The following is a 13,364-nucleotide window of genomic DNA, read 5'->3' as shown; positions in this document are numbered from 1 at the left end:
TCGGTTGCGCCCGGGTTCCGCCGGGTGGGAGCATCGTGGGGTTCCGGTCGATAGACCCCCAGTGTTTCGACCCTCAGGTGCTGCGAAGGAGTGAGTGTCCGATGACTGTCTCGTCGGTCGACGCCGTGTGCGTCCACTCCCCCTTCCCCCTCGCCTGACCGAACCCGCGCAGTGGTCCGGTCGGCACTCATCGACCCGAGGATCACACCCATCATGTTCGATACCGGACACCTCCTGCCCTACGGCTGGAACGACACCCTTTCCGACACCTTCGACAGTTACCCGGCCGACGGCCGCGAGCCCGGTCGGGTGATCCGCGTGGACCGCGGTCGCTGCGACGTCGCCGCGCCCGCGGGCGTCGTCCGCGCCCTCGCCGGCGAGCACACGCTGTGCACCGGCGACTGGGTGACGCTCCACCGCCACGGCGACGAGATCGCCGTCGCCGATCTGTTTCCCCGGCGCAGCGCGATCGTCCGGTCGTCGGCGTCCGGCCGGTCCGAGGGGCAACTCCTCGCGGCCAACGTCGACACGGTGGTGATCGCCGCCGCACTGGACACCGCCCTCGATCTCGGGCGCATCGAACGACTGCTCGCACTGTCGTGGGAGAGCGGCGCCCAGCCGGTGGTCGCCCTCACCAAATCCGATACCGTGCACGACGTTTCCTTCGCGACCGCCGAAGTGGCGGCGGTGGCTCCGGGCGCGACCGTGGTCGCGGTGAGCGCCGACACCGGCGACGGCATCGACATCCTCACCGCCGTGATCGACGGGACCGTCGCCCTCCTCGGACCGTCGGGCGCGGGTAAGTCGACGCTCGCGAACGCGTTGCTCGGCGAGGACGTGCTCGCCACCGGACGCGTCCGCGAGGGCGACAACAAGGGACGGCACACGACGGCACACCGGGAACTGCTGCCGCTGCCGTCCGGCGGCGCCCTGATCGACACGCCGGGCCTGCGGGGTGTCGGCATGTGGGACGCGGCCGACGGCATCGACAAGACGTTCCCCGAGATCGAGGAACTCGCGGCGCGGTGCCGGTTCGCGGACTGCTCGCACGAAGCCGAACCCGGGTGCGCGGTCCAGGGCGCGGTGGCGGGCGGCGAACTACCCGAACGCAGACTCGCCAGCTACCGCAAGCTGATTCGCGAGAACGGGTGGATCGCGTCCCGCACCGATGCACGGCTGCGGGCCGAGCGGGAGCGCGAGTGGAAGACCATCGCCCGTCGGCAACGCCAGATGTACCGCAGTCGCGGTCACTGACCCGGGTGAACGACCCGCATCCCGGTTGACTCCCTGAGCCGGGATGCGGGTGGCAACATGGGGCTATGTTCGATCTTCGGAGAAAGGCCCGTCTCAAGTTTCAACGTGCCATGTCCGAGGTGGTCGCCGAGTCCGACCGGCGCTCCCGCGAACTCATCGAGAACCAGCACGACCAGACCCTGGCCGAGCTGAGCGCGACCAACCAGGAACTCGCGCGGGTGCTGTCCGAACTGTCCGACGCCCGCATGGAGATCTCCGACGTCCAGCAGCGGCTCGGCGAACTCGAGCAGCAGGCCCGCCGCGACATCACCCAGGCGCTGGACGTGCGGGCCACGAAGGAGGCCGCGGAGTTCGTGCTCGAGCACATGCCGAAGGCGCCCGTGTTCTGGAATCCGCAGGACACGTTGCGCTACGGCCTGTCGCAGGTGGAGGTCGAGGGGCTGGCGCTCGAGTTCGGGGTGGCGTCGGGCACGACGCTCCGGATCATCGTCGAACAGTTGAAGGACGCCGAGCACGAGGTGTTCGGGTTCGACGTGTTCTCCGGTCTGCCGCAGACGTGGCGCACCGGGTTCCCGGCCGGGGAGTTCGCGCAGGAGAAACTGCCCAAGGTGCGCGGCGCGGAGCTGGTACCCGGACTGTTCGAAGACACGCTGTCGGGCTTCCTCGAGAAGCATCCCGGACCGGTGTCGTTCGTGCACCTCGACGCCGACCTGTACTCGTCGACGAAGTCGGTGCTCGACCGGCTCGAACAACGGCTCGTCGCGGGCACGGTGATCGTGTTCGACGAGTTCTTCAACTTCCCCGGCTGGCAGGAGCACGAGTACCGGGCGTGGACGGAGTTCGTGGACCGCACCGACGTCGGATTCGAGTACCTCAGCTACACCGCCAACCACGAGCAGGTGGTCGTGCGGATCACCGCACCAGCTTCACCGCCTGGGTGACGTTGAACGTCGCGCGGTCGCCGATCCGCAGTCCGGACCTGGTGAGCGCGGCGAACGCCTCGGTGTCCTCGAAGTGGTACGGCGGCAGCGTCCACACCTCGTTGGACGTGTGCCGGATGATGCGCTCGCTGTCGCGTTCGTAGTCGGTGAAGAACCAGACCACGGAGCACGAGTCGAGCGCGCCGGCGAGATCCGGGACGGCGAGTTCGTCGTCCCACAGCGACCCCCGGCTCGCGGCGGTGGTCCCGAGCCCGATGTCGCGGGTCCCGTCGAACGCCTCCGGCCGCACGTCCTTGACGAGCCGCAGCGACGTGGGGTTCCACGCCGGTTTGTCGAACAGCACGCAGTCACCGGGCCGGAGGTGCTGTCCGGCGAAGACGTTGACGGTGCTGAAGTCCATGCCGCTGGGTTTCGCCCACTGTTCGCGCTGGGCAACGTAGCCCGGCGACGCGGCCACCGCGAACACGGCCAGCACCGCGGCGGACTGCCACCACTTCCGGGTCAGCGCGGCCAGGCACAGTCCGCCGATCAGGGCCACCGCCGGCGTCGTGAACGTGAAGTACCGCGGAAGGTACACCGGACTGCGCAGCAGCGAGTAGGCGAGCAGCAGCGCCATCGGCACCGCGATCCACGGCAGCGCGACGGACAGCGCCGGCGGCAGCCGGTGACCGCGCACCAGGGCCACCGCCCCGGCCACCACGAGCACGGCGAACAGCACCGCGAACCACGGTGCGCCGACGAACCACTGGTACTCGGCCACGGCCCGCGGCAGGTTGCGGTCGAGCGGCGGGATCCACGCCACCTGGACGGCTTCCCGGCGCACCAGCGCCACGAACGGCGCCGCGACCACCATCCCCACCGCCGTCGCCGACCCCCATCCGAGCCAGGACCGCCGGGCCGCGCGCAGCAGCAGGAGCGTCAGCAGGTGCGCGGGCACCAGCGTGAGGAGGTAGACGAACAGCACGATCGACACCGCCAGGCCCACGGCGTACAGCGCCCACAGCCACCACCGCCGGAGCCTCAGTGCCGCAAGGAGAATCACGGTCAGCCAGACCGCGGCCGCCGCCGTGGCCGCGTACCCGCGGGCCTCCGCGGCCGCCCACGTGACGCTGGGCAGAATCACGAACAGGAGCCCGGACAGCACCGCCACCCGCCGGGTCGAGATCAGCGCACCGAGCACCACCACACCCGCGCCCGCGGCGCCCACGGCCAGGGCGCTCGGGAACCGCGCCGAGAACTCCGACGCCCCGAACACCGCGAACCAATAGCGCATCGCGACGTAATACAGACCGTGCACGGCATCGATGTGGCCGAGCAGATTCGACAGGTCCGGCCGGGACCGCTGACTCGAATACAGCGTCGCGACCTCGTCGTACCAGAACGACGGACGCCAACTCCACGCCGCACCGAGCAGCACACCGACAGCGAAGACGAGCAGCGAATCCCGGGACAGCCCACGCACATCGCGGGCCGGCGACGGTCCGGGCACCGTCACTGACCGTACAGGCGAGCCCAGTTCTCCCGGCTGGTCAGCTGCGGCAACGCATCCCGGTACTGACGCTGCGTCGACGCCGCATCCTCGCGGAACCGCTTCATCAGCTTCGCGGTCCGGGCCGTGAGTTCGCGCGCGGTCTCCTTGTCGCGGCGGCGCACCCGCACCCCGGACTGGGAGGCGTCGGTGATGACGGCGGTGTCGAACAGCGACACGTGCCACCAGTGCGCCTCGGCCACAGGAATACTCGCGACACCGTGCTGGGTGCGGCCGAGCCACTGGTACGCCGCGCGCTTGGCGAGGACGAGGTCGATCTTGCTCTTGTCCGGCTCGAAACCCGCATACCGGGTGACGAGGTCGGAGTTGCGGACACCGGGGATGTTCGTCGCGGGATGCTTGACGGTTTCGGGGAACCGCTTGCGTTCCTCCCGGATCGCCGCCAGCACGGCCTGACCGCCGTCCTCGAGCACCTTCGGCCCCTCGAGGAAGTCCTCGATACCGCGGATCATGGTGTACGCCAACCCGTACTGCATCGACACGAGGTACTGGGTGATCTCCCGCGTCATCATCTTGCTCAGCGACTTCGCGTCGAAGTCACTGTGCAGCGCGGCGGCGATCAGCGAGTTGCGGATGCTGAAGTACTTGGCCCAGTCGTCGCGGTCCTTCCAGTGGAAGTCCGCGTGCCACACACCGGCGTTGGGCAGCGTGACCGTGACGAATCCGGCCGCGCGGGCGCGGATGCCGTACTCGATGTCGTCCCACTGGAAGAACATCGGCAGCGGGAGCCCGATCTGCGCGACCACCTCGGCGGGGATCAGGCACGACCACCACGCGTTGTAGCCGGCGTCGACGCGCTTGTGCTGCTTCTTCTTCAGCAGGTTGATGTCGTGCCGCGACCCGGCCGCCCAGCGGCCCGCCTTCAGCTTCGACAGGTCCGCTTCCTCCGCGCTGACGTGCAGGTGCTCCGGGTTCATCAGGTACAGCATCTGCGCGCCGACGAGCGTCGGCTCCGAGGTGACGTTCGCGAACGCGTTCATCCGCAGGATCGACTCCGGCTCGCACAGGATGTCGTCGTCCATCAGGATCAGGTTGGCGTGCTCGTTGATACCCGACACCTCGTACATGCCGCGGGTGAAGCCGCCGGCCCCGCCCAGGTTCGGCTGTCGCAGGTACACGAGTTTGTCGCCCAGGATCTCGGCGACCTCGGTGAACTTCTCCCGGTCCGACACGTGGTCGCTGCCCTGGTCGACGACGTACACCGCGTCGATGCCGGACGCCATCGTCGGGTCGTTCGCGATGGCGGCGACGGTCTCGGCGCAGTCGTCGGCGCGGTTGAACGTGCAGATCGCGATCGCGGCGGGACGGATCACCGACGGCGCGGCGACGGTCCACTCCAGGTCACTCACGGCGAGGGCGCCGTCGACGGCGGTGAACTCCACCCACAGGGAGCCGCCGTCGAGGTAGGCGTCGAGCTTCGCGGACAGCGTCGCCGTGCCCGTGCCGTCGATCTCCGTCGTCGACAGGATGCGGGAGTTGCCGCCCGAATCGGAGCCGCGCAGTGCCACCACGGCGCGGCCGTCGGCCTCGTGGCGGAAACCGACGGTCACGTCGGTGACCGTCGTCCAGCGCTGGTAATAGCTGGCCGCGAACCGGCCGAAGTAGGTGTCGGTGTCGACCGTCGCGCCCTTCTCGAGGTGCACGACGTGCCGCTCGCGGTGGGCACGTCCCTTGACGATCCTGGCGTACAGGTCGTCCTTCACCCGGGTGGTCGGTCCCGTGAACAGACCTCGCGCCACCACCAGGCGGTCGGGTGCGCGATGCTCGGTGAGAGCACTCCGGACCGCGGCCGTGCTCCCGTCCACAGGTGCTACCGACGCAGACTCGTTCATAGTGCTCCTACTGTTCCCCGCGAGAGGTGGGCTGGACCGCACCAACGCGACGGCACGATCCTCTTCTCGGTTCGCAGGGTATCAACCTCGCGGCGCGCTCCCCGACCATGCGAGGCGACCTCCGTCCCGGTGACGGGCCCGCAGCCGGAACAGTCCCACCCCCATCGCGAGCACATCGACCCTGGATATGCGGGTTTCGTGGCTGTCGTGGTCGGCGCTCAGACGCACCGGCACCTCGACCGGGACGAGGCCTGCGCGCTCCGCGAGGTAGACGAGTTCGGTGGTGAACAGGAACCCGGGCTCGACGAGGTCGGGAACGAGGCGGCGGATCAGGTCACCGTCCATCAGGACGGTGCCCTGGGGGTCGCCGGTGCGCATCCCGAGGACCACCCGGCGCAGCGCCGCGAAACCCCACGTCAGGGTTCCCCGGATGGCGCCGCGCCGCACCTGCGAGTCGGGGTGGGCCTTGGACCCGATCACGACTTCGGGCAGGCGGCCGTCGTGGCCCTCGGCGAACTTCTCGGCGCCGTCGAGGTCGTCGAACCCGAACGGCAGGTCGTCGGCGGTCAGCAGCACGTGCGCGCCGCGACTCGCCTCCGCGCCCGTCCGCAATGCGTTGCCCATGCCCTTCTCGCTCCGCAGGACGGTGAGCGTCACGGGCCCGGGCGCCCAGTCCGCGGCGAGGCGGGTGCAGATGTCCACGGTGCCGTCGGTGGAGCCGTTCTCGACGACGATGATCTCGACGTCGTGGCCGGCCAGCCGTTCGGCCACCCGGCGGACGGTCTGCTCGATGACGGCGGCGGAATTGTAGGCGGGCACGACCACGGAGAGCGCCTTCGGCGCACGTGCGCCCTTCTGGTCGTGGGAACAACCGAAAAGGCGCACGGGCGCAGCCTAACTCGTAGGCTCGGAGTCCGTGGCACCCTCCGCGTCCGTGTCCTCGACGTTCACCCGATCGATACGCGGCCTCCCCGAATGGGCGGTGGCACTCGCGGTCGCGGTGGCCGCCGCGGCCGTCGCGACGGTTCCCCGGATCGTGTACGACCGCTTCTACTACGGCGGCGACATGCTGGAATCGTTCGTGCCGTCCTGGCACCGGATCGGCGGGGAACTGCTCGCCGGGCGGTGGCTCGCCGTCAATCCCGACGCCTGGATCGGCGGCAACTACGCGGGCGAGGCCGCCTACGGCCTCTACAACCCCGTCAACCTCGCCAACTACATGCTGGCCGCGAAGTTCGAGAACCTGTCGGTCGCGTCGTTCGTGATCATGGCCGAGTTCCTCGCGCTGTTCGCCCTCGGCACGTATCTGCTGTGCCGCGAATACGGCGCCCGGCGCGGTCCCGCGGTCCTCGCCGGGCTGACGATTCCGTTCAGCGGTTTCACCCTGTTCTACGAGGCGGCGGGCTGGCCGTCCGGGATGATGGCCGTCGCGTGGGTGACGCTGTTCTGGTGGTCGGCGCTCCGACTCTCCCGCGGCCGCACGAACCCGCTGATCACGTTCCTGATCGGCGCGCTGACGGTGAGCATGGGCAACCCGTACGCCGCGCTCGGCGCCGTGGTGATCCTCCTCGGCCTCGGGATCGGCCTCCTGATCCAGCGGGAGTTCTTCCGGTTGCTCGTGCTCGTGATCACCGGCGCGTGCGCCGGCACCGCCGCGCTGGTGACGTACCTGCCGCTGTTCCTCAGCGTCGACGTCACCACCCGCGCAGGCAGCACCGGCATCGTCAACGACACGTTCCTGCAGCCGCAGATCGGCGGCCCCGCGGGAATGAGCAGCCCGTCGTATCTCCCCGTGATCATGACGTTCGGGGGTCCCGTCGAGGTGATCCCGTCGCTGTACCTCGCGTGGTTCGTGCTGCCGCTGCTGCCGTGGCTGCCGTGGGGCCGGATCCGCGCGCTGTTCGCGTCGCCGGGGTTCCGCCGCGCGCACGGGCAGCCGCTCGTCAGCCTCGCGATCATCACGGTCGTCTACTTCCTCTTCACGTTCGGACCGTCGAACGTCGGGATGTTCCGCTGGCCGATCCGGCTGGTCGAATACCTGTACCTGTGCGTGGTGATCGGCCTGTCGCTCGCGCTGTCGCTGGGCCTTGCCCGCGACCGGGTGCGCCGGCGGGCGACGGTGTCGGCGGTGCTGATCGCATTGGGCTTCTATCTGGCGTTCGCGTCCTCCCCGGCCCTGACCGGCAGGCACGCGCTGTTCACGCTGCTCGTCGCGGCGCTGTGCGCGATCGCGTACGTCGCCTGGCGCACCCTGGGCCCGAGCGGTCTCGTCGCCGCTCTCGTGCTGGGAACGGTGGCGGTGACCGCCGCGCAGGTCTGGTCCCTCACCCACGACGTCGACCGCGGCAGCCGCGTCGACCCGTCCAGCACGTCGCTGCTGTCCGCGCAGACCGACCGCTACCAGGGCACCGTCCTGCAACTCGCCGACCTCGGCGACACCTCCCCCGAGGACGTCACCGCAGGCCGGATCCTGTTCGGCAACGAGATCATGGCGTCGTCCGCGAAGGGCAGCATCAACGCGTACACCGGCATCGGGTTCACCGAATTCCAGGAGGCCCTGTGCATGGACTACCGGGGCGCCGTCTGCCCCGGCGTGTACGGGGCGCTCTGGCAGCCGGTGAACGCGGACATTCCGATTCCGCTGATCGACTACCTGCGGGTGTCGACTCTCGTGGTGGAGCACCGCCTCGTGCCCGAGGTGGAGACGGCACCGCCCCCGCCCGGCTGGCACGTCACCGAACGCAGCGACTCCCGGACGGTACTGCAGCGCGACCGGCCCCTGCCCCTGCCCGGGCGGGTCTCGTTCGCGTCCGACGGCGTCCGGGTGCTGACATCCGACACCGAAGCGGCGACGGAGACCGTGCGGGTGACGGGCAGCGGCGGCACCGTCTCGTTCGCCCGCCTCGCGTGGCCCGGCTACTCGGCCACCGTGGACGGTGAGCCGGTGGACGCGACCGCGGGCTGGCACGGTCTGCTCGAGGTGTCGGTGCCGCCGGGTGACCACGCACTGGTGGTGACGTTCCGGCCGCCGCGGCAGAACCTGTCCGTCGCGGCGTTCGGGGCCGCGACGGTCGTGGTGCTGATCCTGTCCGTCGTCGACCCGGTGGTCCGCCGCCGGAAAGTCAGCGCGGCGACCACCCGGACGACGTGAGCGCCGACACCTCGGTGGAGCCGGACCCCGCGACCGCCGCGGACGACAACGCGTCGGCGATCAACTGGTGGCCGATCTGGTTCGGGTGGTCGCCGTCTTCGGCCAGCAGTCCGGTGGGGTCGCCGTCGCCCCACGTTCCCTTGAACGTGCTGAACAGGTCGACGTACGTGGCGCCCTCCGAGCCCGCGACCTCCGAGATGACGTCGTTGGCGCGCAACGTCAGCGCGGCACTGTCCCGCAGGAACTGCGGGCCGTACAACTCGCGGGCCACGTCGCCGTCCGGGAAGACGTCCCAGTACCCGGTGACCAGCACCGCGGTCGGCTGACCGGCCCGCAGTTCGGTGATGCGGTCGAGCACGGACGTCAACGTGGTCTGCAGTTGCGGCAGCACCGGCGCGAAGCAGCCGAGCCCGTCGTCGCCGCCGCAGTCGCCGTCCAGGTAGTCGTCGAGTTCGGTGTAGAAGTCGTTGGCGCCGATCGTGACGGTGACGAGATCGGCGGCACTCACGGCGTCGGCGTCGTATGCACCGGGCTCGAGGGAATCGAGCAGGTCGGTGCTGGTCCAGCCCCCGACACCGAGGTTCGCCACCTGGACGGGCAGGGCCGCGTCGCCGGACAGCTGATCGCCGAACAGTTCCACGAACGGCGTGCATCCGGGGCATCCGTCACCGGCCGGGATCGAATCGCCCAGGCCCACCAGGGTCGCGACCGCGGGCGGCGACTCCGGCTGCGGCTGCGGCTGCGCCACCGGCGGTGCCGTCGACGTGGAGCAGCCGGCGAGGAGCGGAATCAGAACCGCTACGGGAACACCGAGAATCCAGCGTCGCACGGGGCCTCCCCATCACGTCCTGCGCCTCGGAGGTAGCGCTCGTCACCGGTCCGCACGAATTCTACCGACGGCCGGTGCCCTACGCCGTTCCCCGCGGGACGGTCCGGACGTGCGCCCGCTCGCCCTGGGGACCGAACAGGCTGAGGATTTCCACCGGCTGCGGTCCGGGATTGCCGAACCAGTGCGGCACATGGGTGTCGAACTCCGCGACCTCCCCCGGCGTCAGGATCACGTCGTGTTCGCCGAGCAGCAGCCGCAGCCGGCCGGACAGGACGTACAGCCATTCGTAGCCCTCGTGGACCTGCAGGTTCGGTACCGCGGTCGGGTCGCCCGGCGGGATCACGTGCTTGAACGCCTGGATCCCGCCGGGCCTGCGGGTGAGCGGGATGATCGTCGTGCCGTTGCGGTCGAGGGGCCGCAGGTGGACGCGGGGGTCGCCGGTGGCGGGTGCGTCGACCAGTTCGTCCAGGGGCAACTGGTGGGCGCGGGCCAGCAGCAGCATCAGTTCGAGGGTGGGTTTGCGCTGGCCGGCCTCCAGCCGCGACAGCGTGCTCACCGAGATCCCGGTGGACTCGGAGAGCTGGGCGAGGGTCGCGCCGCGCTGCTGCCGCAGCGCTTTGAGCCGCGGCCCCACGGCGTCGAGGACGCCGTCCAGATCGGGCAGGTCGTCGTTCACACCACCCATTTTGCCACACTGGCAAACATTCTTGCCAGGATCGCGATCTGGCCGGACAGTGGACGTCACGAGGTCGACGAACGAAGGAGAACGCGATGGAAGACAGTTACGACGTGGTGGTCATCGGCGGCGGCGCGGCCGGACTCAGCGGGGCACTGACGCTGTCGCGGGCCCGCCGATCCGTGCTCGTCATCGACGCGGGCGAACCCCGCAACGCACCGGCCGGACACATTCACAACTATCTGGGCAGAGAGGGCACCCCTCCCGGCGAACTCCTGGCCATCGGACGCAAGGAGGTCGCCGGATACGGCGGGGAGATCGTGACCGGAACCGTCACCTCCGCCGAGAAGATCGGGGACGGGGAGTTCCGGGTGACGCTCGCCGACGGCCGGACCGTCGGGGCGCGACGGCTGCTCGTGACCACCGGCCTCGTCGACGTCCTCCCCGACATCCCCGGGGTGGCCGAACGATGGGGACGCGACGTACTGCACTGCCCGTACTGCCACGGCTGGGAGGTGCGGGACCAGCCGGTGGGCGTCCTGGCCGGCAGTCCGCCGGCGGTGCACCAGGCGCTGATGTGGAGCCAGTGGACCGATCGGGTGACGTTGTTCCTGAACGACGCGACCGAACCCACCGGCGAGGAGTACGAGCAACTCGCCGCCCGCGGCGTCGCCGTGATCGACGGCGCGGTGGCCGGACTCGAGGTGCGCGGCGACCGGCTGACCGGTGTCCGGCTGCGCACGGGCCGGGTCTTCCCCCTCGCCGCCGTAGTGATCCCGCCGCTGTTCCGGGCCCGCGCCGACTTCCTCACCACCCTCGGCCTGGGCACCACCGAGATGGAGATGGCCGGACACGTGATCGGCACCGCCGTCGCCGCCGACGCGACCGGCGCCACCGCGGTTCCCGGGGTGTGGGTGGCCGGCAACGTTGCGGACCCGAAGGCGCAGGTGATCGTCGCCGCCGGAGCCGGACTGACCGCCGCCGCCACCCTCAACGCCGACCTCATCGCGGAAGACACCCGCCTGGCGGTCGCCGGAGCGCTCAGCCGGTAGCCGACACGGTCGCCTCGTGGACCACGCGGTGCACGGGCAGGATCGACTCGCGCTCCGCGTCGGCGTCCCCCTCGCCGCCGACCAGCCCGACATAATGCGCGAGCTGGGCGGCGAGGGGTTCGTCGCTGTAGCGGATGGTGGGGATCTCGATCACGGTCTGCTGCTTGTACCCGTCGGCGGGCAGGTCGTCGTCGATGTGCCGGTAGATGGTGATGTCGCGGCGCAGCAGGTCGATCTCGATCAGACGGTCCGGCTCCAGCAGCGACAACTGCCGGACCTTCCGCTGGCTCACCCGGCTGGCCGAGATGGTGGCCACCGCACCGGATTCGAACCGCAGCACCGCCTCCGCGCAGTCCTCGGCCTCGTTGCGCCGCGAACTGTCGTGGAAGTAACCGAATTCGGCCTTCACCCCGACCGGCGGCGATCCGACGAATCCGATCGCCAGGTCCACGTCGTGGATCAGCAGGTCCGTCGCGACGCCGGTGGGGATGCGGGAGACGAACGGCGAGTGCCGGATTCCGTTGACCTGCCACACGTCACCGGCGAATTCGCGGGCCGTCCGGACCGCCGGGTTGAATCGCTCGAGCAGACCGCACATCAGCGGGACGCCTGTCGCGGCGGCGCGTTTCACCAGATCGGTGCTCTCCTCGTACGTTGCGGCGAGCGGCTTTTCGACGAGCAGCGGCTTCCCGAGGTCCAGGATGCGGCCCGCCACCTCGTAGTGTGCGGGGGTCGCCGCCGCGACGACGACGGCGTCGATGCCGGCCAGTTCGTCGAAATCCGCGGCCCACTCGGCGCCGAACCGGGCGGCGACGTCCCGTCCGTGCTCTTCCCGCGGCTCCACCAGCAGTGCCAGGTCGCACAGCGGCGACTGCGCGAGGACGCGGGCGTGCAGCGAACCCATCTTCCCGGATCCGACGAGCGCGATCCGCGGTCGCGTGGACGTCATCACGCCTCCATCGCCTCGCGCACCGCCGCGACGATCCGGTCGACGTCGTCGGTGGAGAGCGCGGCGTGAACGGGGATGCTGAGGCACCGGCGGGCCACCGACGTCGCGACCGGTGTCGGCGAGGCGATCACCCGGGGATGGTCGCGGTAGCAGTCGTAGTCGTAGACGGTCCTCGGGTAGTAGACGCCGCTGCCCACTCCCCGATCGCCCAGACGCTGCGCGAGGGTGTCGCGGTCGATCGGCGCATCCGGCGCGAGGACGACGGTGAACTGGTGCCACACGTGCCCGCGGCCCGCGAGTTCCGAAGGCAGCACGAGACCTTCGACGTCCTTCAACCCTGTCTGCAGCGCCTCCGCGTTGCGCCGGCGCGACTCCACCTGCTGCAGATACGAACCCAGTTGCGGCAACCCCACACTGGCCTGCAGATCCGTCATCCGGAAGTTCTGGCCCGCCATCTCGTACTCGTAGCGCCTGCGCATGCCCTGGTTCCGCAGCACCCGCAACCGGTCGGCCACCGCATCGTCGTCCGTCGTGACCATGCCGCCCTCGGCGGTGGTGAGATTCTTGGTGGCGTAGAACGAGAAGCAGCCGAGCCCGAAACTGCCCGCGCCCCTGCCGTCGAACGTGGCGCCGTGCGCCTGCGCCGCGTCCTCGACCACGGCCAGTCCCTGGGACTCGGCCAGCGGCATCAGCGCGCCCATGTCCGCGGTCTGCCCGTACAGGTGCACCGGCATCAGCACCCGGGTGCGTTCGTTCACGCAGTGCTCCGCGGCGTCGGGGTCGATCGCGAAGTCGGCCTCCCCGATGTCGGCGAACCGTGCCGTCGCGCCGGCGTCGAGGATCGCGTTGAGCGTGGCCACGAACGTGAACGGGGTGGTGAGTACCTCGTCCCCGGGCTGCAGGTCCAGCACCCGCAGGGCCGCGATCAGCGCGGTGGTGCCGCTGTTGACGGCCACCGCGTGCCGGGTGCCGACGAGTTCGGCGAACCCCTCCTCGAACCTCGCGACCTTCGGTCCCTGTGCGACCATCCCGGATCGCAGGGTGTCGAGGACCTCGCGCTCGACATCCTCTCCGAAGGAAATACTCGAGATCGCGATCACGGTTCCTCCGATAGATTGACGTGCAGTTCAC

General features: G+C 70.0%; 11 protein-coding genes. 4 read left to right on the top strand and 7 right to left on the bottom strand.

Annotated elements, in window-relative coordinates; all coding sequences use genetic code 11:
• Positions 1-171: 171 nt before the first annotated feature.
• The gene (gene rsgA, locus P3H15_RS08240) at positions 172-1,254 is read left to right on the top strand and encodes a ribosome small subunit-dependent GTPase A (RefSeq protein ID WP_276136760.1); all 1,083 of its coding nucleotides are present in this window, start codon (positions 172-174) and stop codon (positions 1,252-1,254) included.
• A 65-nt stretch (positions 1,255-1,319) separates the two neighbouring features.
• Positions 1,320-2,195 (top strand): class I SAM-dependent methyltransferase, encoded by an 876-nt coding sequence (locus P3H15_RS08235; protein WP_276136759.1) that lies wholly within the window; start codon positions 1,320-1,322, stop codon positions 2,193-2,195.
• Here the strand turns inward: P3H15_RS08235 and P3H15_RS08230 are convergent.
• The 3 genes from P3H15_RS08230 to P3H15_RS08220 all read right to left on the bottom strand — a co-directional run bounded on the left by P3H15_RS08230 (position 2,167) and on the right by P3H15_RS08220 (position 6,461).
• A complete protein-coding gene (locus P3H15_RS08230; RefSeq protein WP_346348760.1) occupies positions 2,167-3,690 on the bottom strand; it encodes a mannosyltransferase in 1,524 nt (507 codons plus the stop codon). The genes P3H15_RS08235 and P3H15_RS08230 overlap by 29 nt on opposite strands.
• Positions 3,687-5,576 carry a glycosyltransferase gene (locus P3H15_RS08225; protein WP_276136757.1) on the bottom strand — a complete coding sequence of 630 codons (1,890 nt, stop codon included), beginning with the start codon at positions 5,574-5,576 and terminating at the stop codon, positions 3,687-3,689. The genes P3H15_RS08230 and P3H15_RS08225 overlap by 4 nt, the downstream gene beginning before the upstream one ends.
• 81 nt (positions 5,577-5,657) lie before the next feature.
• Complete coding sequence (locus P3H15_RS08220; RefSeq protein ID WP_276136756.1) at positions 5,658-6,461, bottom strand: glycosyltransferase; 804 nt, start codon at positions 6,459-6,461, stop codon at positions 5,658-5,660.
• A gap of 49 nt (positions 6,462-6,510) precedes the next feature.
• On the opposite strand from P3H15_RS08220, the gene P3H15_RS08215 reads away from it, so the two are divergent.
• On the top strand, positions 6,511-8,727 hold the full coding sequence (locus P3H15_RS08215; RefSeq protein WP_346348763.1) for a hypothetical protein: 2,217 nt from the start codon (positions 6,511-6,513) through the stop codon (positions 8,725-8,727).
• On the opposite strand, the gene P3H15_RS08210 is transcribed toward P3H15_RS08215, so the two are convergent.
• On the bottom strand, positions 8,699-9,556 hold the full coding sequence (locus P3H15_RS08210) for an SGNH/GDSL hydrolase family protein (protein WP_276136754.1): 858 nt from the start codon (positions 9,554-9,556) through the stop codon (positions 8,699-8,701). The genes P3H15_RS08215 and P3H15_RS08210 overlap by 29 nt on opposite strands.
• A gap of 79 nt (positions 9,557-9,635) precedes the next feature.
• Positions 9,636-10,241, bottom strand: a complete 606-nt coding sequence (locus P3H15_RS08205; RefSeq protein WP_276136753.1) for a helix-turn-helix domain-containing protein — start codon at positions 10,239-10,241, stop codon at positions 9,636-9,638.
• An 86-nt stretch (positions 10,242-10,327) separates the two neighbouring features.
• Between P3H15_RS08205 and P3H15_RS08200 the strand changes: the two genes are divergently transcribed.
• Positions 10,328-11,284, top strand: coding sequence for an NAD(P)/FAD-dependent oxidoreductase (locus P3H15_RS08200; protein WP_276136752.1), 957 nt, complete (start codon positions 10,328-10,330; stop codon positions 11,282-11,284).
• On the opposite strand, the gene P3H15_RS08195 is transcribed toward P3H15_RS08200, so the two are convergent.
• Positions 11,274-12,233, bottom strand: coding sequence for a Gfo/Idh/MocA family protein (locus P3H15_RS08195; protein ID WP_276136751.1), 960 nt, complete (start codon positions 12,231-12,233; stop codon positions 11,274-11,276). The genes P3H15_RS08200 and P3H15_RS08195 overlap by 11 nt on opposite strands.
• Positions 12,233-13,333 carry a DegT/DnrJ/EryC1/StrS aminotransferase family protein gene (locus P3H15_RS08190; protein WP_276136750.1) on the bottom strand — a complete coding sequence of 367 codons (1,101 nt, stop codon included), beginning with the start codon at positions 13,331-13,333 and terminating at the stop codon, positions 12,233-12,235. The genes P3H15_RS08195 and P3H15_RS08190 overlap by 1 nt, the downstream gene beginning before the upstream one ends.
• Between the last annotated feature and the right edge of the window lie 31 nt (positions 13,334-13,364).

The organism is Rhodococcus sp. T2V, from assembly GCF_029269925.1.
GTDB classification, from domain to species: domain Bacteria; phylum Actinomycetota; class Actinomycetes; order Mycobacteriales; family Mycobacteriaceae; genus Rhodococcus_F; species Rhodococcus_F koreensis.
This window is presented reverse-complemented; position numbering and strand designations above follow the sequence as displayed.